Raw genomic sequence first — 19,529 nt, forward strand, 5'->3', positions numbered from 1 at the left:
TTATTTTAGGAATTTCAGTTATCAACTAAAGATTTTCAACTCAATTTTAATAAAATTCACGTTCCCGCCTACGGCGGGAGACTAATTAAACTACTTTTGCCCTTACGGGCGCTCTCTAAAACCATAATCATTAATATTCGTGTAATACCTCAGCCGTTCATCCGATTCTAGCCTTGTAAATTTCACAGACAGTAAAACTAGAGTTATTATTTAAGTATAGAAAAACTTTAAACATTGTCGTTATTTTTAGCTCCTTTAGGAGATATAAAAATAAAGCAATGCCCACCTATACACTGCTACGCAGTGTGTGGGGTCTACCGACGGTTGCCTGCCGCAGGCTAACACCGTTTCCTTCGGAAACAAGGTCAACGTCAACACCAGAGTTTTTCTTGCGAAAAACTAAAACCAGCATAGTCGCATTGGAGATTTATATTTTGGTTTGATATTTATATTGAGGTTGTTTTCATTGTATGGCTATTTTTCATCTTGATTTTAAAATTGTGAAACGTTCAGAAGGCAGGTCTTCCGTTGCGAAGGCTGCCTATCATGCTCGTACACGTATAACAGATGAAAGAACAGGTGATACGTATGATTACAGTCGCCGTACTGATTTATATGGGCACTTCATATTAGCTCCAGCTAATGCACCAGAACACATCGTAAAAGACTCTACAGCATTGTGGAATGAAGTTGAAAGAGTTGAGCGCCAGAACAATGGTCAAACATCCCGTTATTTCGATGTTGCTATTCCTGCCGAGTTAAACAATGACGACAAGAAAAGACTTGTCCTTGAGTATTGTCAGAAAAATTTCGTTGATAAAGGCATGATTGCTGACATCGCTTTCCATGATCTTGATAGTGATAACCCTCATGCTCACGTTATGTTAACCTTAAAAACCATAGGCCCGGAAGGTTTTGGTAAAAAAGAAAGAAGCTGGAATGACAGAAAAATGTCTGTGTTGTGGCGTGAATCATGGGCATCTATGGCGAACAGCTACCTCGCTGCTGCTGGTTCGCCAGAACGTATTGATCATCGTTCCCTTCAAGCCCAGCACGAAGAGGCATTAGAAAAAGCGGCGGCTGCTCTGGATAATGAAGAAAAAGCACTATGGCTTGCCAAAGCCGCTGAAACAAATCGCCCTGCGATGAAACGTATCCACAGTGCCAAATGGCGTAGTAAGGCTGCTCAGGAGCAAAGAGCCGCAGAACAGGCTGTTCGTGATGTAGCGAAGCAGGAAGCAGTTGAAGTCTACAAAACATTCAGCGAACTTGATCTTGAAATCGTCGTTGATGTCAGAAGCTTTACGATTACACATCTTGCTGAACCAGAAGAAATTGTTTTACCAGAAACGCGATCCAGCTCTTCTACCAATGAAGAACAAAACCAAGAAAAACGTAATCTCTCCGAGATTTCGTCAGAAAAACATAGACCTTTACTGGTAGCACCAGCTCCTCATACTCGTATGCGTGGAGTCAAATCTTACCGTGATAAAACAAAAGTCAGTAAGGTTGTTGCTGGTATTCCGCCATCAATCAGTATTTCTGATTCTGGTACAAATACTATTCTGAAAACATCCACCTCTCAAAACCCAAACAGGGCATCCAGAAGCGCCCCTGACCGTGCAAGAAAGCATAAGACTACTCCACGTCAGGATAATATTTTTAAACGCTTCACTGCCCTCTTAGTTGATTTTATCAGGGATAAATTCATATGGGCTAAAACAGACAAAATTAAAGTTGATATTATCAGTGAGGAACATGATAAACGTATTGCTGAAAACTACGTCTTTGACGAGGTATTAGGCCGTCATATCTCTCGCACTGAATATGAGAAAAAAGCCAAGTTTAACCAAGATGACTATAAACCAACACCTGATGAGATTCGACGTTTCCCAAGCCGTCTTAAGCAGGATCAGGCAGAACACAATCAAAGTGAGAATCTCACCCCGTCTGTACCACTTGAGCAGATGGGAAAGGATAGCTATCCAAAGTTCAGGCCACCGGGATTACGAAGTAGAGATTCGTAGAGCTATAACAGAATGAAACTATAATATCATTTATCAGTTATAGCTTTGATTAGTTTACCAAAGCTGATAAGCCCACCCCGAGAAGTCAAATGATTAGGCAACTCTCTGGTTTTGGGAAATTTACGGTGTTTCGGACCAAAAGATAGTATTATTAGCTTTTTCTTAGTTGTAGGGTCATACCATCTGTAATGAATAACTGCTGCAGATGTTGCCCCAGATATATTTAAATCACGGATCTTGGCTTGGGTAGATGTTGAGTTAGGATCATATGGTCCAATATGATAATGCCAATGACCGCCTGCTTTATATCCTATAAGGATTGATATTTCATCACCATTAGTATCAGTCCAAGACGGCTTATTTTTCCCTCGAAGAAGTTTTCCATCTTCTACATCAAGAACAAATAGTGTTAAAAGACCAGCTTCGCAATTAGAAGTAAGATCATTAGTCAAGAGTGAGAAATCACAAAATTTCTCTCCTCTATAATTACCACTAATAAAATCAGGATGATAATAAACGATAGCAGGCATAGTAAATTAACGTATAATAGATTATTTATAAAAAAGGTGAGGGGTAGCCTCTTGCTCTTCACCAAGAACTGTTTTTGCAACCTGACGTTGCCACTCTAGAAGAGACTGTAAACGCTCTTCTCTTGTGCCATCACAAACAGGTGCTTTGATCAGGTCCGATTCGTCAATGTGCTCACCACGCTTGAGAAGCATTTCATGTTCTTTAGGCTTTAAACTCAACATAATAACCTCCTATCACTCTTAAATAAATTTAAGCCAAAAATCTCTTTTTGTCAATTATTTATACAGTTTCCTACTAAGAGCCTATCCATTAGGCTAGGCGTAATTGTTGCAGGCAGTTTAAGCACAAACAACGCTTCAATCCCGGAGCGTACAGGTAGTACGTAAGGATTTTAAGCACCACCTCGCTTCAAAATGACCAATTAAATAGGCTAATAGGATAGGCTCTTAGTCTTTACACATAGATACTGTAAAAATCATCAGTTCACTTCTTGATTTACCCCCTAATTTTAGGTATAAAATCAGGAAGTGACGAGTGATGCGAGAACCGTATGAACAATCAAATGCAGCGTAAGGTAGTTTTTGGTGATGAGGCAATTGCCAATGTTTCTAAATATGGGATTAGCGAGTATGCACTTCAAGCAGCTATAGAAGATGGTCTTCTGGAGATCAGACAAAGTACTGATCTAGATGCTAAAACAGATCCGGGGTCTCGTGCTTGGGGAGCGGTTATTCGTGGCTTGCGCCGTGAATTGCTTACTGATAGTGAAGAATGGAGCTTTTCATTTGTTAGCGGGTTAAACCTGACTCATAACAAGGATAAAGGGTTAAATATTCTCGTTATGAGTGGCGACAAGTACACTGGTCTTTTAGATGGGAATCCCAAGAGCAAAAACCCTAAAGGGGCTGCTACTGAAGTTCTGGTCGGTGAAAACTTTGAATTGTTTAATCCTGAAAAAGGGATTTCTCCCATTGTCGCATCAGAACCTGTTGATTCGATGATCAACTTTGTTCTCCTTTACTTTTTCGATTATGGTAATAAAGAAGTGCGCTATGAATTATCCATTCCCGATGGAATGAGCAATTCTGCTGGTAAAACGCGAATAGCTTCATGGAAGGAACGATACATTTTCGAAGCGATTCCGTTTGTTAATAAAGTTATCCCTCTTAAAGAAGAGTTTAACGAAACCCCTGCGTTCACAGTTATTAGAAACGAGTAGTTCGGATATCACATGGCAAAATTTAACCCTTCGCGCCTTAAACTTGCAAGGACAAGAAGAGGATTAACAATGACAGCCTTAGCAAAAAAAGCAGGGCTTTCTTTGAGAATGATCGTTGATTATGAGAAAGATTATTGCCTATATGAGCCATCTGAGCAAACTATAGCTTCATTTGTAGATGTTTTAAAATATCCTGCCGATTTTTTCTTCGGTGAAGATATTGAATCAATTGATCCTTCTACAGTATCTTTTCGTTCTCTGAAGAAAATGACATCTGCACAGGAAGGTGCAGCAATTGGTGCAGGTCAACTCGGATTGATTGTTAGTGACTATTTTGAACAGTATTTTAAATTACCAGAACTCAACCTAATTGATTTAAGAGGCGAAACACCTGAATCAGCTGCACGAGCACTTCGTGATTACTGGAAACTTGGCAGTAAAAGCATTTTTAACATGGTTCATTTGTTAGAAATGAATGGGATTAAAGTATTTTCATTATCAGAAAATACAGCGGAAGTTGATGCTTATTCGTTTTGGAAAGCAGGAAAGGCATATGTATTTCTGAACAACCAAAAAACTGCTGAACGAAGTAGATTTGATGCAGCTCATGAACTGGGGCATTTGGTTCTGCATAAACATGGAACACCTCAAGGCAAGGATATTGAAATTGAGGCTAATGAATTTGCTTCAGCGTTTTTAATGCCAAAAGAGAATATTCTAGCTGCAAAAATGCGCAATCCATCTTTAGATGCCGTGCTTCAACTTCGTCATAACTGGAAAGTATCTACCTTTGCTCTTATTTACCGTATGAGGCAAGCGGGAGCATTAACTACTTGGCAATATAATAATCTTGTAAGAGAAGCTTCTGCACGTGGGTTTAGATTGAGAGAGGATCAAGTAATGGAGCGAGAAAGATCTATGATCATTGACTCATTACTCGACGCCCTAGCTGATGATGGTATAACCTTACCGGTGATTTCTCGCCAGCTAAATATCCCTGTAGGGGAGCTTTCTAATCTGTTGTTCAGATTTGGTTTGATTCAAAGTATCTGAATGTTCAAATGAAGTGAGGCTAACAGATTAGCATTTCAAATGTTAGCATTGTCCACTTATGGCACAGATCAGTCTGTCTGTAATTGTTTGTTGTATCAGTTTCAACTTTTTACATACAAAAAAACCATACCTAGATAAGTCAATGGTATGGTTTCCTGTATTAAGTCTGATTACATCCTTCTTCTAAACACAACATTATCAGAGAAAATTGCCTTACCTGCGACAAACCCAACAGCCGCAATGATTGGTAGGCTGATAGTAGCTCCCGCCATACCTGTAGACATTCCGATCAGTATAGACAGGCCGAAGGTCAATAATATAACCACGAAAGCATACCAGCCGGGGTAGGTTCCATACAGAACCGTCGCCATGCAGCCGGTGCAGACATGGACACCCCTTTGGCTTTCTTTCAGGCAAAATGGACACTTGATGGTATTGTTTTCCATGATAGCCCCTTAGATCGCTTTCCAGCCATTGCTGGTTTTAACAAGATTAATCATGCCGTCTTCAGGTTCATTCATACCCTTGACGCTGGAGAACGCTTTTTTGTCCACCCATGCAGGAACATCCGCCAACTTCCATGTATATGACACGCGAACAACTTTCTGATTACCGTTTCCCGGTTCGGTCCATTCCTTTATCTCAGTAACTTCCCGATGACCGACGCAGGCACCATTCTCACGGTTCCAAAACTCAACCTCTTGGCCCTTGTCAGTTACTTCCAGAACATCAACACTGCTAAAGCCATTTGCCTGTTGTGAAACAGTGAGCAGCCTTTGTTCAACAAGTCCTTTAAGGATTTCATCACTGGCACTATACCCCGCTGAACGGTAGCCACGGTTAACCTTAATCGGAAAACCTTTATTAAATACAATGTCGTTGTCCTGCAGGGAGTAGCACAGCTTTGATTGTGATATTTTTGCGTTGATCGCTTTCTCAAAATCCCCTTTTTCACCGCATCCCGATACAAGAGCAGCAAGACCCGCCACGAGTAAAAATTTACGCATAGTGTTATCCCAGAGTTAATGGTTGATTGTGCCGTTTCTCAGAACAACAAGACGAACTGGCATATCGGCGTTGTTGACGGTAGCGAACCCACGGACTTCGAAATTGTTTATCGTTCCGGTAACGCTGACTTTCTGGCCTTTCTTGTAAGTAAGAACGGCATCATCAATACCAGAGTAGTAATCCAGCCAGACCATCCCGCCGCAGTAGCTGGTATCAGAGGTTTTAAATAAAAGGTAATAGTTAGGGGCTGACTTAGGCATTCCCATCATCATATCGCTGGCACTTCTGCCCTTTGTAACTTCCAGAACAGTGGCATTGGTGATAGAGATCCTTTTGCCAGTCCACTGTTTCTCTGCCGCCATTGCGTTTTCTTCATAGTCTTTGCAGACAGCACCAAGGCCAGATACAGACGATACCGGGCCAAGGCTTTGAGTGGTGGCGGTGCCCCCCAGCGCTTTACCTACTGAAGACAACGAAGAACTGATTGCTCCATTAACTGTATTCACACCATCGTTGAGCTGCTGGCATCCTGTCAGTGCGGCAGCAGACAGCAGTAGAGGCATCACTATCCGTAATTTCATATCTATCCCCAATGTGTGGAAACTTTATGTCAAAGACAGCCCTACCCATAGGTTGGTCTCTCTGGGCTGTAAAAAAGCATTAATCAATTGATAGGATTCAATTTATTTTTCTGTTCGTCATATCGTTTGTATCGATCGAATTCAAATCATTTGATAGATAAAAACTATCATATATCTATAATCGATCGATATAAACAATTAAAACGCCGATCAATTGACGCTAATTTGATAGTTAAAATCTATCAAATGCAGCTTATTGATCTTTTATGTCGATCAATAAGAGGTGTAATGTACACGAAGAGCCATGTCAGTAGCTGTTTGCACATGGATGGAGATAGAAAGGTATAGGTCGGAACAGATAATACCCTGTCGACCATTACGCAGACAGGGATTGTTAGATCTCAGGTAATGTAGCTATCTTCAGATATGGTGTTGTAAAAACCTGTATGCAACGCATGTTTTAATATACTGTTTCATACGGAATGGTAGCTACCATTCAGACTTTTCAATCATCTTCCAAAGCACTCACACCACTTGCCGGGAAATTGGTTTTCATATTATTCGATATCTTCGGAACTAAGGACTCTATTGTTTCTTCGCTAACTTAGCTGAGTTCAGAAATCAATCTTCTGTATGTATTAATCATTCGTTCCTGATCACACTCATGTGCTGATTCTGATAAGAAGAAATAGTCATAATCTTTGACATGGATATTATCACCATTTTGCAAAGTTAGTTTTATTCCTTGTTCATTCTCTTCAACATCTTCAACAATACAAGTCATAAATGGTATTTTTTTATTTGTATGAAAGAGCGTAATAATCTTAATGTTGTTCATTCTTTATTTCCCTTCTTTTTTATTATTTAATACCATATCGAATCGGTAAAAATCAAATTTAACTCATTTAATAAACGTTTTACCTGTTTTTTCTTATTCTTTTGAAAAGATATTTCTCTTATGAGCTAAAGCTCATGTGCTGACGCACGGCTACGCCCTAACACTGTAAAATATATTTAACGATTTAACAATGGTCCTTGCTATGTTTTAGGGTAAAGCCAAAAGGATCAACATCTATTCTTTTATTCATGATTAAATATTTTCGATCCTATATTTCATAACAGCATTAGCACTAAAAGATATAGTATTTGCTCTTAAACGCATAGGAAAACTATATTCATAGAAGCAGCACTTAGTGATTGCTCAAGACAATCACACTGCTGAAACAGGGTTCACCCCTGTTAACGATGGATTTATCCATAAAGAATTGCGGCAGTAGCCGCTAATGTAAGATTAGTACAATTAATTTTACCACTTCATGTACGATTTCATTTTTAAGACATTTTATATACTAGCTTTACCTTAAACTTAATTAAGACATCATATTGAAAACAGATCTTTTATTATGAGCCTCCTCTCATGGCTTCGCCCTTTTTCTATATTAATGATAAATCCATCGAGGCTATAGCATTTGCTCTTAAACACATAGTAAAACTATATCCTCAATAGCAGCACTGAGTGATTGTCAGAAACAATCACATTGCTGAAACAGGGTTCATCCCTGTTAATGATAGATTTATCCATAAAGAATTGCGGCAGTAGCCGCTAATACAGTTAAAAGTAAATTCCATTCTTTACAACAAAACTATGATTATCAATTTAGCAACAGAAAGCAGCGCTTCGTGATTGTAAAAAACAATCACTTCGCTGAAAATACACCCCAAGAAAACCATATGTTTTTACGTAAAACGCTCTGCACATAAGATAAAAGGAAAACTGGACTCTCTTAACTTCTTACTAATTATTTAATTATAAGCACTCTCCCAGCCCAATAAAATCGGGGCTTCACACCTTTTTTTCCTATGTTTAAACATAGCAGACACCTATGTTTAAACATAGAACCCTCCTATGTTTAAACATAGCGGAATCTATGTTTAAACATAGTTTTTTTAACATATGGCAACATCATAATAATAAAAGTTCTATTTTATTTATAGTTTAACTATTGACTTTCATTTTTCTGCATAGTATTAAATAGGCATAATAAGAACTATAAGAGAGAATAATATGAATACTAATGACACTGAACTACTTCGCTTATTTGAAACATTAACCACAGAGCAAAAGATTGATATCGCAAGACACTTGCTACAAAACAAAGATATAAAATCAACCACCGTTATTGCAACAGAAGAAGATAAAGCGATCTCATTTGCACAGCCTTATGTTTTTGCTTTTACTTCAAACTTTCGTGTTTTTTCTGATCTGGACATATCTAAGAATGAATTCCGTGTATTAACTTATCTTGAATATGGAGTTTGGAAACCTTATTAACCTCTCAGGCATCACTCTGTAAAGCGTTGAAATCGCATCTAGTAATATGTCAACATATTCAAAAAACTAAAACAGAAAGGCATTCTCGTTGATCATCATGGACATCCTTATATCAACTCCATCTTTGCCAAGGTATGAGTCATCAACTTGATGAAAAGCGTAAAGAGCATTTGCAATGCAAGAAATGTTCAGGCTGAGATTGAACAATACCCTGATGGTTATCAAAATCTTTCTCAACAGGAAAGACGAGGATTAGCCCTCGAAACAGTAAATCAAAATGTTTATACAGATGCTTTTATTTTTAGCAAGAAGAAAAAGAACAATGCAGTTCCTAATGCTAAAAACAGTATCAAGATAGATAAACCCCGCAAGGTATATAAACGAACAAAAGAAAATGAAGCAAATAGACAAGATTTAGTTAATATCACTAACCACTTAAAAGCTGTTTCCTAAATAATAACAAGGAATGAAAATGAAAAAACTACCCGGTTCACTTGAAATAAAACTTCATGAAAAACTATCAAAAAACGACATTCTGAATGTCTTAGCAGAACATATGACGATGCTTGAGGAAACATTTGGCATTGAAGAGTTCAAACTCTATTCTTTTCTTGAATGTTATATTGATAGTAAAAAACAGTCCTTTTATCATGAAGAACATAATACTGTTGTGAATTCATTTGACTTACAAGGTAATGAGAAACTTGAGAACACAGCAAAAATAATTTCAAAAGATGGTAATAAAAGAATCGTCTCTTTTGATAAAAATATCGATGTAGATAGAATACGTTTAACAGTTGAAAATATTCAGAAGCATAATCCGTACGATATTGGCCTAACAATATTCAAGTCATTCCATCATCAGTAGTCAAGAACATCATTCAAGATAAAGAAAGCCAACTACAATTAGAAAGAGATAAACTTTACTTCCTCAACCAACTGAGACGTAAACAAGAAGAGGAACAAAGGCGTAAAGAGCGTGAGGAATTTGAGCGTCCATTGAAATCACTCATTACAAAAAAGATCATGGAAAGCGGCCTAACTGATTTAGAGTTCAAAAGAACAATATGTTCAAGCTTTGACTATATAAAGAGCCGTTCTGTAATAGCAAAATACCTAGCCAATAAACCTGATTTGTTAGAAAAATATCATGACTCCAGAATAATACGAATGTCCATTAAAAATGATGAAGGTAAAGTCGGCAAGGTTGAACTTTATGATCTTTCTGGAACACTAATTTTTGAAAGCTATAAAAACAAATAAGAGAGGTATGATATGCAATGTTCATGTGGTAGAGAAATGACAGAGAGGTTTTCTGTTTCTAAGAAATGCAACTTGAGATGGGAATACTCTTTTTGTAAGTCTTGTGGAAGAATCGATGCAGATTATCTTTATAGCTACGATAAAACACAGTTTATTGAACGAGGTTATTCAGCAAGGCTAAATTATAGAGACATGACAAGAAAAATAGATAATTAAATCCATGCCTCTCCATTAAATTTGACACTTATCCCTTATATATTAATATATAATATATACCCGATTAACTAAAATTAGAGAATATAACATGAAAGACTATATAAAAAAAGCACAGGAAAATGAAACAATTATTGATGGTGGTAAAGTTTACGATGAGCTTAGGCGCGATTATCTTAACAGAAGTTTCCTTTTTCCTTGCTCAGATGAAAAAACAGATGATGATTTTAATCCTTTCAGTGAGGAAGCATATAATAAAATGAAGTCCTTGCATGATGAAAGAGATAATCTTAATTTTAAAAAAAAATGAAAGAGATTAAAAGGAATTTATCTACATCACAAAAAAAAGAAGTCGAAAAAATAATGAGAAACAAAATAAAATAATTTTTTAAATATCCAGCCATGAAAAACACTTTCTCCGATGAGATAAAGATCATGACTACTTTCTTTATCTGAATATATAGAAGCCTACATTGACTTCTATATCCCATTAAACCTATTAAATATTTTTAACTTCCAATATTCAGAACCTTCCTCTTTCTCTCGAAGATTGGCCTCAAGATTCTTCATGATTAGCGCTTTTACTCCTTGGTTATGTGCTGCCATTACTTTGTTAAAAGTTCTTTTTCATCTATATCTTCCCGTTTTTCTTTTCTGTTCCATTCACTTTTTTGTAGTAATCGAAATCATCGAATAGATTGTTTATTTGTATTTTAAGTGCCTGTCCCACACACTTTTCATTTTCAATGATCATTACCGCTTCATTATGAAATCCAGATGCTATTTCGTATATGAAATCGCAATATAATGATAAGACCGTGCAAATGGCAAAAACATTGATTCATTTTTTTCGTATAATACCACATCATTCATATCATATTCCTCTTGTAATCGATGTACAGCCCCATTACGGGGCCACATAATCTAAATCAGTGAGTAGATAACAACTCTGCCCATGATTTCTTAATCTATTTTTATTTTGATATTATTTACAAAACTCCCATGAATGCCGGACCAGACGTTCCGCTACCTCTTCAAAGTTTACTTCTTCAAGCTTTCCTTCCAGACATTCACATTGGATAATGATGTAAAAATTTTTACTGATATGCTCAATAACATTGCCGATGAAAACACACATAAAATCCGCATCATATACCAAGTATGAGACATTATCAGAGGCCATATCCTGCATAACCTTCCAACTAGCCTCAAACGAACGCTCTGCAATATTATAAAACGTTTCTGTAGATACACTTTTAATTTCAAAAATTTTACTCATGGTTACGCCTCACTATTAAATGATATTTGTTTTCTTTTTATTTTTTCGCCCCATGAATGAGGCTAAAAATGATTTATTAAATAACCTTTTTATCTTCGTTTGTGATTAACACGTAATGTTATCAACACCACCTCCTTATCAACCATTTTTACTGAATGCCCTTGTTCAAAGTACTCCCATCTGACTACCTTTTTAAAAGATGCGCTTGCATTTTTGATACAATCCTTATAAATACTATCCATGAATGCATCATCCTCCATTAACATCTCTGCTTCATCGGGTCGGACTTCCTTAAGCGTATTTATTTTCATTTCATAAAACAAACCTGCCATATGCATAAATACTTTTTGAGATTCTTTTATCAGTTTTTCACTCATGTCTCTACCTTTTGATTTATATTACAGACTGTTTATTTGCGCTGATTTCTATTCTTTTGTAATAAAGAACATAATCATCACCATTAAAGCATTTAATCAAAAACTCATGATAACTACTTAGTATAGTTTTAACCTCTGGAACTGATATGTATTTAATCTTTATCTCTTCAGCACTTTCAAACCATTCCTGTAGCGTGAGATTAATAATATCCATTATGAATATCTCCCTGTAAAATCCATCCTTCATTTTTTTCAGAAATGCATCATCCTTAGATTAAAGTATAAGTAATGTATTAACTCGTTATAGGTATTTACAACATCAGTAGCAAAGTTTGCTGTCTCAGCATTACTTGCGGATATTTTAACGGGTATTTCATTCCAGCCTAAACATTTTTCGTTCATATTTTCCTCTCTCATTAATAGTTAGTACGATACGCAGAGTAAATAACTCTCAGATTCCTTCTCACCTCATCCAAGAACAGATAATATTCTTTCCCTTTATTATCTTTCATTGATTCAGCAAACTCTTGTTTTGTTCGTTCGATCACTTTTCCAATCACTTCTTCAATATAAAGCCGGTCTTTAAAATGACGCTCATAATCATTTCCCATACAATCAATCATGACCTGAAGATGTTTTCTAAAGTTATTTATTGCCATTTCCATAAATACTTCTGTCTCATCATTCGTAACAGTCACCACACAAGGCAGTACGTTTTTACTTTTCATCTTAACCTCTCATTATTTAATAAACTTTTTTAGATATGATTGCGAGAATCAGAAATGATTTTGTAAATCCATTCATCAATCTCACTTTCAATAAATGCTATAGAGCGCAATCCGGTTTTTACTTGCTTAGGAAATTTACCCGCTCTTATTAAGGTATATATCCACGTTTTACCAAACCCTGTTCTTCTTTTTACTTCTGGTAAACGAATCAGTTTCGGATGTTTATCTGTTTTGTTTTGAACCATATTATCTCCTTTTTTTTTACGTAATATCTTGGATATTTCGTTTTTTAGTATGTTGTTCGATGGAGATAATTCTAGGATTTTGGCTAGTTCTAAACTAGGGATGTTCACCAACCGTGAGTTTCGCGGAAATTTTTGGAGGGATACGCTTTTTAGGGATGTTCGCAGGTTGTGAACATCCCTTGTGTTTACTTTTTGTTTTTATCCGTGGCTTTATCGTTAAATGTTATCACGTCAGTGATCTTCCAGTCCTTTAACATATTGTTTTTAATATAGAAATCATTTAAAACCTTGAAGTACTCATCCTTTTCGAGATAACTTTTCGCGTAGTCATAATCAGTATCTTTGATGTTATCACGGCTCCGAATCCCACCAGTACCATGTAGAATGTCAGCTAAGATGTTGAAAGGTATGTTCTTACCTTCGTTGTAGAGCTGTTCCCATGAGATCAAATCCATCAAAGGGATGACTTTGTAATCAAGTATTCTTTCAAAGGTCTTATGACCAAACCGAAACATTCGTTTAGGTGGCTTAGGCGTTTTTAGGTGCTTTTGCCATAGAGCAATCAGTACTTTCAGGTGTTCTGCGAGATCGTCGCTGCTGGCTTCTTCCAAGTCAATTTCAACCAGTATTTTGTTGGCAGGATTCATGCCACCTTGTTTCAGATACTCAGAGATGTAGTCAGAACTCACAGCAACAGGGTCTGTTTGCTCAGAATTCTCCAGCCGATACATAGCCCGCCCATAGTTGAACAATTGAACTCTGCTCATTGGTCTTACAGCATAGCTATGTGACAGTCTGTGATTGCCTGAAATCCAGTCCGATTGAAGTATCACATCACCACATCGGATTTTGGCATCATGGTATATAGCTTGCATTTGATTATCTTTGCCTGCTGTTTCCCATTGTTGCCTTGTTTTGTAAGCCAACATCCGTCTTTCAAGCTCTGCATAGATTTGTTCTAGGGTCAGGTCTTTCAGGCCATCGTATCGGCGTACATCAAACCAAGATAATGCAGTCCTGATTTCTTCCATTTCCTTTTGTGTAGTCATTATTCTACCGATTGCTTTTAAGTTTCATAAAAGTTAACCCATTCATCATGATAGAGAAAGTGGAAAAGAGGGGCGGGTTTTCAAAATGGTGTGAGAGCAGATAAGTGATCTTGGATGTAAGTGCTTTAATCTTGACTAAACATCCGTTTCTTTACTAAAAATTAACTAATTGTTTTATATCAATTACTTTAACAAAAATAACGACAACATCATGTTGATAGATAAAGTTAAATAAGATTCGTATAGTTAGATGGTTATGACAACAACCAATTGTTTTTAATTGACATTTTATTGATAAGAAAACAATAATGATGGTAAATATGTTGGTAAAAATATAGTTAAACTTAACAAAATCAGTAACACAACAGGAGACACAGATGAAGTTCGAGTCCAGTCAGAGGAGCCAATTTCCTGTTTGCATGCATCTTTGCGAATCCTTATCTGATATTGATTCAAGAGGTTAGCGTGAAAACTCTTCCCGGTGCATTTTGATTTTACCCTCCGCATCGGGAAAAATTGGTGGTCAAATCTGGGGTCAGGTTAGTTCGATGACGGAGTGACCCCCAAATGCCCCTTAACGACTCAAAAATCCGCACCTTAAAACCATCCGCAAAACCCTTCAAAGTTTCTGATTCTCACGGTCTGTACCTTCTTATCAAACCAGGCGGCTCACGTCACTGGTATCTAAAATATCGTATAAACGGCAAAGAATCCCGCATTGCACTGGGTGCCTATCCTGCCGTCTCCCTGTCTGATGCCCGCCAGCAGCGCGAAGGTATCCGTAAGATGCTGGCGCTGAACATCAACCCGGCACAGCAGAGGGCTGCTGAACGCAGAGCCTGCACACCAGAGAAGGTGTTTAAAACAGTGGCGCTGGCATGGCATAAAAACAATAAAAAGTGGTCGCAGAACACCGCTGGCCGTCTACTTGCCAGCATGAACAACCATATCTTTCCTGTAATTGGTCATCTGTCCGTCACGGAGCTTAAACCCCATCATTTCATTGACCTGCTGAAAGGCATTGAGGAAAAGGGCCTGCTGGAAGTCGCGTCCCGCACGCGGCAGCACCTCAGTAACATCATGCGCCATGCGGTCCATCAGGGATTTATCGACACCAACCCGGCAGCAAATCTTGATGGCGTGACGGCTCCCCCCATGAGACACCACTATCCCGCCCTGCCGCTGGAGCGGCTGCCTGAACTGATTGAACACATTGAAGCATATCATCAGGGCCGTGAACTGACCCGGCTTGCTGTCCTGCTGACGCTGCATCTGTTCATTCGCTCCAGTGAGCTGCGCTTTGCACGCTGGTCAGAAATTGATTTCATAAACAGAATTTGGACGATACCCGCCACACGCGAAGCCATTGTGGGTGTGCGTTATTCAGGGCGCGGTGCCAAAATGCGCACTGCTCATATCGTGCCCCTCTCACAGCAGGCTATAGCTATTCTGAAACGGATTAAGGAAATATCCGGGGCTTACGAACTGGTCTTCCCCGGCGACCATAACCCGTACAGGCCGATGTGCGAAAACGCGGTTAATAAAGCACTGCGCCTTATGGGATTCGACACGAAACAGGACATCTGCGGACATGGCTTTCGGGCAATGGCATGCAGTGCCCTGATGGAGTCTGGCTTATGGTCGCAGGATGCAGTGGAACGCCAGATGAGTCACCAGGAGCGCAACACCGTGCGTCTGGCTTACATTCATAAGGCTGAGCATCTGGAAGCCCGCAAGGCGATGATGCAGTGGTGGTCAGATTATATCGATACATGCCGGGTCGCATACGTACCACCTTTTAACACAGGGCGGAATAAAAACAACGAAGCTGCATGAACAATAACAAAAAGCTGTACCAGCATACCCTGGTACGGCTTTATTCATTTCTGATGGCTTGCCAACCCCTCCACCCCGACCCGTCGCTGCCTGTAGAAAGCTGTTACACAATAACAACACGCTTGCGCCGTCAGCCCTGGCGTGCCATTTCATTTGAGAGCAAGGATCATCCCTACTGCCCCAGCGACGAGAACGGCATCAATGAGAAGCTCGAACGTATGCGTCTGGAGTTTCTGGACGAGACGTTTCGCAATCATCGAACCGACGAACAATGCGATGCCGATGGCAAGTCCATATGTGAGGACAGGCTGCGCGAGTGCGCCCGATATACCGAACGTAGCTAGCTTGCCAGCGTAGAGCAGGATTGCGCTTGCCGCCTCTGATCCCAAAAATACGCCTCCACTCATTCCGTACCCGGTAAATACCGGCACGCTGAGCGGCCCGGTGGACAGCACGAATCCTGTCAGAAACCCGACAATCGCCCCGGCAAAACTCATGTGCCAGAGATTCAAGTGGAGGTTCGATCGTCTGATGAGACGGCGCAGCGGGATCATCGCAAGGAAGAAAGCTGCCAGGAATACCTCCACTGTGCCAGGAGAAATCGTAAGTAACGTGTGCGCCCCGAGAACAGCCGCAGGAACTCCCGCCAACGAATAGGCAAACACCGGTCGCCAACGAATCTCATGCCACCAGACAATCACCCGTCCGATGTTGCCGAAAAGGGAGGCGATCGCCATAACAGGCACAGCAATCCGTGGCCCGTACGTGGCGACGAGGACGGGCAGCATGATTAACGACGAGCCAGTGCCGACGACACCGCTGAGTACTCCGGCACCGAGAGCGACGAAGAAGAGAAGTAAGAGTGCAATCATCGGCTTTAGGATCAACCAGGGCCATCGCTCGCAGCCGCAAGAAGCGGCACCAGGATGTCGCTGATAGGCGTTGGAATGCTGTGAACCCGGCCGCGACGCGCAATGACGCCGTTGCGGATATCCCATTCAAGCGGTCGGCCAGCTTCTCGATCCGTGAGGATGGAGGTGCTCATGTCTGCAGGAGCCGCCCGGAACTTATCGAGGATCTCCTGCGGCACTTCGTCTCCGAGTTCAGCGCCCTCTGCACGTGCCACGGCCAGGCATTCCTGCAGATAAGCCAGCGTAAGCCTGGCGATATCAGCACGGCCAAACATGCCTGAGCGGCGGTGCGTGAGTGCCATGAGTCCAGCCACCGCATTCTGCATCAGCTTGCGCCAGGCCAGGGAGCTGAAATTCGCGGCCAGATCTACGGAGCACCACGTGCCTTGCAGCGCTGCGGCCACTACACGGGAAGCTGGTGCGTCTGGCACGCTGAGGCGCGCCTCACCACGCAAGCGTACCGAGCCATCGGACTGCGCTTGCGCAGGGAACCACACGACAGCGGGAACGCTCTGTCCGGGCAGAGAGTACGTAGCGAGCCTGTCCAACTGTTCGACCCCGTTCTGGAGCACGCATACAACCGTCTCCGGGCCAGTCAACGCCCTGAGCCATTCTGCTGCCGCGTCGATTTGTGTGGACTTGACTGCCAGAAAGATAAGATCAACCGTGCGAGTGATTTGTGCCGGATTCGTCTGTACCGGACCGGGTACGGTGATAAAGCGGTCGCCATCTTGCAAGGTCAGGTGAGCGCGGGGAGTACGTCCACACAGCAATGGTGTGCGGTCGACTTCGTGTAACGCCGCCGCGACTGTTGTGCCGATGGCACCTGGACCTAAAACAGCAACAACTGTATTGATTTCAGTGTTCATGAATGCGGACTCCTTGCAACAGAATCTAATTACGTAGTGGTTGTGCCCTTCCCAAAGGACATGTAATATATTACATATGAATAAAGAAATTGGTAATAGAATTTCAGAAGGTGAGCAGCGGTTACAGCAATGGCTTGGCAGCATTCACGCCCGAAGCGGCGACCTCGCTGCAAGTGAGGCTAAAGTTGTCGACCTCCTGCTTGTCGATCCTTTATTTGTCGGTACAAGCACGGCAGCACAGGTTGCCACCCGTGCTGGTGTATCACCGCCGACAGTAATACGCGCTGCACGAGCGATCGGGTTCACCGGGTTCACTGAACTTAAGATAGAGATTGCCCGGGCTCGTGGCACTGCCCAATTCTTTGCCCCGCCTGAAGTTCTTACAGCGGATGCGACGCTGGCATCAGTGCTGGAAACATCAATTCGTGCTGGTGTAGACGCACTGACTGCGCTCAGCGGTGCTATCGAAATCTCCGCCCTTGATGAGGCGGTCGATTTAATCCAGAGCGCACGCCAGGTATTTGCATTTGGTGCTGGTCCCTCTGCGACGGTTGCCGCTGATGCGGTCTTTCGTTTGCGGACGGCGGGTGTGATAACCGTCAGTATCCAGGATTATTTATCAGCGATGATTGCTGCTCGTCTACTCGGTCCAGGCGACGTCATCATCGTCGTCAGTTCAACAGGGCGCACATCATCCACACTCTCCATCGCTGATGCAGCATCCTCGGCAGGAGCATCGCTTATTGCAATAACTAACCAGTACGATACCCCACTGGCGACACTCGCCAACGTTTCGCTCGTTGTTGGCGGAATGCCACTCCCGGCACAGATGGCCGCTGCCGGGAGTCGACTGGCCCAGCTCGTCGTTATTGATACGCTGGTCGCTGCTCTCACTCTGCGGGATAAAGAACAAAGTCGCCGGGCTGAACGGGCGGGTATTGATTTGCCCGATATGTCCTGATGCAGTTCAGCACGGTAGCAATGATTCTTACTGCTGCGATAGCCCATGCTGTATGGAATATAGCCTCAAAATACAAGAGGGAAGACACTCTTGTGTTCGTCTGGGCGTACAGCTGTGCCTCAGCATTGCTGTGGGTCCCGTTCAGCCTCATTCTGATAGTTGAGGGACAACAGGAGCTCGACTGGAGACTCGCTGTCGGCGCAGTTATCTCGTCTGCACTTCATATCGCTTATTCTCTAATCTTGCAGGCTGGCTACGAGCGCGCCGAACTGGGTGTTGTTTATCCGATTGCCCGAGGAAGTGGACCAGTTCTGACGATACTGTTTGCAACCCTTCTCATGGGAGAACGGATTTCACCAGGCGCTTTACTCGGCGCCTTTATCGTTATCGCTGGTATTTTCGTTGTCACCGGCAATCCGTTCAGGAGCGGAAGCCGGCCGCTACAGGGAATGCTTTGGGGGGCAGCGACAGGCACCGCCATCGCTGGCTATACACTCTGGGACGGTTATTCGGTAATCTCTCTGCACCTGGATCCAGTGAGCTACTACGCCAGCACACTCCTGCTACAGAGTCTGATTCTTACCCCTGGTGCGATGCGGCGACGAAATCGCATTCCAACTGCTGTACGTGTGGATATCATCCCAATCCTTATCATTGCTGTATGCTCTCCCCTTGCCTACATCCTTGTACTGACAGCCATGCAGAGCATGCCACTGGCACTCGTCGCTCCTCTCAGGGAAACATCCATTATTGTCGGCTCTCTTCTTTCGTACTGGCTGTTTCGTGAAAATCATCTGGCACGCCGGATTGCTGGTGCAGTGGTGGTGCTGACCGGCATCGCAATAATTAGCCTTTGATCGCTTCGTTGGATGCCAATCGTCGTCTCATTGTCAGCGTGGATCGTTCGTCGATATACTCTGTTTATGGTACAGGTATCAAGTCCGCTTCCTCTGTCTGTGGCTGTTAGCGCCATTGAGATAAGACTGTATAAACCGCCATCAGTTCTGGTATTGGCATCCCGTACCACCATTATTTAAATGTTCGGAC

The 19,529-nt window shown here is 41.5% G+C and carries 20 protein-coding genes and 3 pseudogenes; 9 read left to right on the forward strand and 14 right to left on the reverse strand.

Annotation, left to right across the window (positions count from 1 at the left end; translation table 11 throughout):
• Window positions 1–470: 470 nt before the first annotated feature.
• Window positions 471–2,027 (forward strand): MobQ family relaxase, encoded by a 1,557-nt coding sequence (gene mobQ, locus GPJ68_RS14640; protein ID WP_180836781.1) that lies wholly within the window; start codon window positions 471–473, stop codon window positions 2,025–2,027.
• A 26-nt stretch (window positions 2,028–2,053) separates the two neighbouring features.
• Here mobQ and GPJ68_RS14645 read toward each other — a convergent pair whose 3' ends face one another.
• Both GPJ68_RS14645 and GPJ68_RS14650 read right to left on the reverse strand, forming a co-directional pair.
• A complete protein-coding gene (locus GPJ68_RS14645; RefSeq protein WP_016240051.1) occupies window positions 2,054–2,557 on the reverse strand; it encodes a hypothetical protein in 504 nt (167 codons plus the stop codon).
• Between the two features lie 21 nt (window positions 2,558–2,578).
• Window positions 2,579–2,779 (reverse strand): hypothetical protein, encoded by a 201-nt coding sequence (locus tag GPJ68_RS14650; protein ID WP_016240050.1) that lies wholly within the window; start codon window positions 2,777–2,779, stop codon window positions 2,579–2,581.
• Window positions 2,780–3,108: 329 nt separating this feature from the next.
• Here GPJ68_RS14650 and GPJ68_RS14655 point away from each other — a divergent pair, with 329 nt between their 5' ends.
• Window positions 3,109–3,777 carry a hypothetical protein gene (locus GPJ68_RS14655; protein ID WP_016240049.1) on the forward strand — a complete coding sequence of 223 codons (669 nt, stop codon included), beginning with the start codon at window positions 3,109–3,111 and terminating at the stop codon, window positions 3,775–3,777.
• A 12-nt stretch (window positions 3,778–3,789) separates the two neighbouring features.
• Entirely contained in the window at window positions 3,790–4,830 is a 1,041-nt protein-coding gene (locus tag GPJ68_RS14660) for an ImmA/IrrE family metallo-endopeptidase (RefSeq protein ID WP_063930100.1), read from the forward strand.
• Between the two features lie 170 nt (window positions 4,831–5,000).
• On the opposite strand, the gene GPJ68_RS14665 is transcribed toward GPJ68_RS14660, so the two are convergent.
• The 4 genes from GPJ68_RS14665 to GPJ68_RS14680 form a co-directional block, all read right to left on the reverse strand.
• Window positions 5,001–5,276, reverse strand: a complete 276-nt coding sequence (locus tag GPJ68_RS14665) for a hypothetical protein (RefSeq protein WP_000430099.1) — start codon at window positions 5,274–5,276, stop codon at window positions 5,001–5,003.
• 9 nt (window positions 5,277–5,285) lie between these two features.
• On the reverse strand, window positions 5,286–5,837 hold the full coding sequence (locus tag GPJ68_RS14670; RefSeq protein WP_049122906.1) for a lipoprotein: 552 nt from the start codon (window positions 5,835–5,837) through the stop codon (window positions 5,286–5,288).
• Window positions 5,838–5,852: 15 nt separating this feature from the next.
• The gene (locus GPJ68_RS14675; RefSeq protein ID WP_058670891.1) at window positions 5,853–6,419 is read right to left on the reverse strand and encodes a hypothetical protein; all 567 of its coding nucleotides are present in this window, start codon (window positions 6,417–6,419) and stop codon (window positions 5,853–5,855) included.
• A 604-nt stretch (window positions 6,420–7,023) separates the two neighbouring features.
• Window positions 7,024–7,257 (reverse strand): hypothetical protein, encoded by a 234-nt coding sequence (locus GPJ68_RS14680; protein ID WP_047730330.1) that lies wholly within the window; start codon window positions 7,255–7,257, stop codon window positions 7,024–7,026.
• Window positions 7,258–8,484: 1,227 nt separating this feature from the next.
• On the opposite strand from GPJ68_RS14680, the pseudogene GPJ68_RS14685 reads away from it, so the two are divergent.
• The 3 genes and pseudogenes from GPJ68_RS14685 to GPJ68_RS14695 all read left to right on the forward strand — a co-directional run bounded on the left by GPJ68_RS14685 (window position 8,485) and on the right by GPJ68_RS14695 (window position 10,537).
• A pseudogene (locus GPJ68_RS14685) lies at window positions 8,485–9,204 on the forward strand (DNA-binding protein).
• Between the two features lie 19 nt (window positions 9,205–9,223).
• Window positions 9,224–10,014 (forward strand): annotated as a pseudogene (locus tag GPJ68_RS14690) (hypothetical protein).
• A gap of 304 nt (window positions 10,015–10,318) precedes the next feature.
• Window positions 10,319–10,537, forward strand: a complete 219-nt coding sequence (locus tag GPJ68_RS14695; RefSeq protein ID WP_255489294.1) for a hypothetical protein — start codon at window positions 10,319–10,321, stop codon at window positions 10,535–10,537.
• A 675-nt stretch (window positions 10,538–11,212) separates the two neighbouring features.
• Here GPJ68_RS14695 and GPJ68_RS14700 read toward each other — a convergent pair.
• The 6 genes and pseudogenes from GPJ68_RS14700 to GPJ68_RS14725 all read right to left on the reverse strand — a co-directional run bounded on the left by GPJ68_RS14700 (window position 11,213) and on the right by GPJ68_RS14725 (window position 13,905).
• On the reverse strand, window positions 11,213–11,506 hold the full coding sequence (locus tag GPJ68_RS14700; RefSeq protein ID WP_000034418.1) for a hypothetical protein: 294 nt from the start codon (window positions 11,504–11,506) through the stop codon (window positions 11,213–11,215).
• A gap of 89 nt (window positions 11,507–11,595) precedes the next feature.
• Window positions 11,596–11,883, reverse strand: a complete 288-nt coding sequence (locus GPJ68_RS14705; RefSeq protein WP_045910841.1) for a hypothetical protein — start codon at window positions 11,881–11,883, stop codon at window positions 11,596–11,598.
• Window positions 11,884–11,899: 16 nt separating this feature from the next.
• A pseudogene (locus GPJ68_RS25390) lies at window positions 11,900–12,285 on the reverse strand (hypothetical protein).
• Window positions 12,286–12,299: 14 nt separating this feature from the next.
• Window positions 12,300–12,611 (reverse strand): hypothetical protein, encoded by a 312-nt coding sequence (locus GPJ68_RS14715; protein WP_001515481.1) that lies wholly within the window; start codon window positions 12,609–12,611, stop codon window positions 12,300–12,302.
• A gap of 29 nt (window positions 12,612–12,640) precedes the next feature.
• A complete protein-coding gene (locus GPJ68_RS14720; protein ID WP_000250489.1) occupies window positions 12,641–12,856 on the reverse strand; it encodes an AlpA family transcriptional regulator in 216 nt (71 codons plus the stop codon).
• Window positions 12,857–13,041: 185 nt separating this feature from the next.
• The gene (locus tag GPJ68_RS14725; RefSeq protein WP_041035857.1) at window positions 13,042–13,905 is read right to left on the reverse strand and encodes a DUF6387 family protein; all 864 of its coding nucleotides are present in this window, start codon (window positions 13,903–13,905) and stop codon (window positions 13,042–13,044) included.
• Window positions 13,906–14,472: 567 nt separating this feature from the next.
• On the opposite strand from GPJ68_RS14725, the gene GPJ68_RS14730 reads away from it, so the two are divergent.
• Window positions 14,473–15,741, forward strand: coding sequence for an integrase arm-type DNA-binding domain-containing protein (locus GPJ68_RS14730; protein WP_049133227.1), 1,269 nt, complete (start codon window positions 14,473–14,475; stop codon window positions 15,739–15,741).
• A gap of 149 nt (window positions 15,742–15,890) precedes the next feature.
• On the opposite strand, the gene GPJ68_RS14735 is transcribed toward GPJ68_RS14730, so the two are convergent.
• Window positions 15,891–16,613, reverse strand: coding sequence for a sulfite exporter TauE/SafE family protein (locus tag GPJ68_RS14735; protein ID WP_097734725.1), 723 nt, complete (start codon window positions 16,611–16,613; stop codon window positions 15,891–15,893).
• A gap of 11 nt (window positions 16,614–16,624) precedes the next feature.
• A complete protein-coding gene (locus GPJ68_RS14740; protein ID WP_115223390.1) occupies window positions 16,625–17,521 on the reverse strand; it encodes an oxidoreductase in 897 nt (298 codons plus the stop codon).
• A gap of 76 nt (window positions 17,522–17,597) precedes the next feature.
• On the opposite strand from GPJ68_RS14740, the gene GPJ68_RS14745 reads away from it, so the two are divergent.
• Both GPJ68_RS14745 and GPJ68_RS14750 read left to right on the forward strand, forming a co-directional pair.
• Window positions 17,598–18,482, forward strand: a complete 885-nt coding sequence (locus GPJ68_RS14745) for a MurR/RpiR family transcriptional regulator (RefSeq protein WP_049133234.1) — start codon at window positions 17,598–17,600, stop codon at window positions 18,480–18,482.
• Window positions 18,482–19,339 (forward strand): DMT family transporter, encoded by an 858-nt coding sequence (locus GPJ68_RS14750; RefSeq protein WP_115223391.1) that lies wholly within the window; start codon window positions 18,482–18,484, stop codon window positions 19,337–19,339. The genes GPJ68_RS14745 and GPJ68_RS14750 overlap by 1 nt, the downstream gene beginning before the upstream one ends.
• The last annotated feature ends 190 nt before the right edge of the window (window positions 19,340–19,529 follow it).

Source organism: Citrobacter sp. 172116965 (genome assembly GCF_013458095.1).
Taxonomy (GTDB): domain Bacteria; phylum Pseudomonadota; class Gammaproteobacteria; order Enterobacterales; family Enterobacteriaceae; genus Citrobacter; species Citrobacter braakii.

Coding starts and splice junctions, on each gene's coding strand:
- mobQ (WP_180836781.1), top strand. CDS start 471: ATGGCTATTTTTCATCTTGATTTTAAAATTGTGAAACGTTCAGAAGGC.
- GPJ68_RS14645 (WP_016240051.1), bottom strand. CDS start 2,557: ATGCCTGCTATCGTTTATTATCATCCTGATTTTATTAGTGGTAATTAT.
- GPJ68_RS14650 (WP_016240050.1), bottom strand. CDS start 2,779: ATGTTGAGTTTAAAGCCTAAAGAACATGAAATGCTTCTCAAGCGTGGT.
- GPJ68_RS14655 (WP_016240049.1), top strand. CDS start 3,109: ATGAACAATCAAATGCAGCGTAAGGTAGTTTTTGGTGATGAGGCAATT.
- GPJ68_RS14660 (WP_063930100.1), top strand. CDS start 3,790: ATGGCAAAATTTAACCCTTCGCGCCTTAAACTTGCAAGGACAAGAAGA.
- GPJ68_RS14665 (WP_000430099.1), bottom strand. CDS start 5,276: ATGGAAAACAATACCATCAAGTGTCCATTTTGCCTGAAAGAAAGCCAA.
- GPJ68_RS14670 (WP_049122906.1), bottom strand. CDS start 5,837: ATGCGTAAATTTTTACTCGTGGCGGGTCTTGCTGCTCTTGTATCGGGA.
- GPJ68_RS14675 (WP_058670891.1), bottom strand. CDS start 6,419: ATGAAATTACGGATAGTGATGCCTCTACTGCTGTCTGCTGCCGCACTG.
- GPJ68_RS14680 (WP_047730330.1), bottom strand. CDS start 7,257: ATGAACAACATTAAGATTATTACGCTCTTTCATACAAATAAAAAAATA.
- GPJ68_RS14695 (WP_255489294.1), top strand. CDS start 10,319: ATGAAAGACTATATAAAAAAAGCACAGGAAAATGAAACAATTATTGAT.
- GPJ68_RS14700 (WP_000034418.1), bottom strand. CDS start 11,506: ATGAGTAAAATTTTTGAAATTAAAAGTGTATCTACAGAAACGTTTTAT.
- GPJ68_RS14705 (WP_045910841.1), bottom strand. CDS start 11,883: ATGAGTGAAAAACTGATAAAAGAATCTCAAAAAGTATTTATGCATATG.
- GPJ68_RS14715 (WP_001515481.1), bottom strand. CDS start 12,611: ATGAAAAGTAAAAACGTACTGCCTTGTGTGGTGACTGTTACGAATGAT.
- GPJ68_RS14720 (WP_000250489.1), bottom strand. CDS start 12,856: ATGGTTCAAAACAAAACAGATAAACATCCGAAACTGATTCGTTTACCA.
- GPJ68_RS14725 (WP_041035857.1), bottom strand. CDS start 13,905: ATGACTACACAAAAGGAAATGGAAGAAATCAGGACTGCATTATCTTGG.
- GPJ68_RS14730 (WP_049133227.1), top strand. CDS start 14,473: ATGCCCCTTAACGACTCAAAAATCCGCACCTTAAAACCATCCGCAAAA.
- GPJ68_RS14735 (WP_097734725.1), bottom strand. CDS start 16,613: ATGATTGCACTCTTACTTCTCTTCTTCGTCGCTCTCGGTGCCGGAGTA.
- GPJ68_RS14740 (WP_115223390.1), bottom strand. CDS start 17,521: ATGAACACTGAAATCAATACAGTTGTTGCTGTTTTAGGTCCAGGTGCC.
- GPJ68_RS14745 (WP_049133234.1), top strand. CDS start 17,598: ATGAATAAAGAAATTGGTAATAGAATTTCAGAAGGTGAGCAGCGGTTA.
- GPJ68_RS14750 (WP_115223391.1), top strand. CDS start 18,482: ATGCAGTTCAGCACGGTAGCAATGATTCTTACTGCTGCGATAGCCCAT.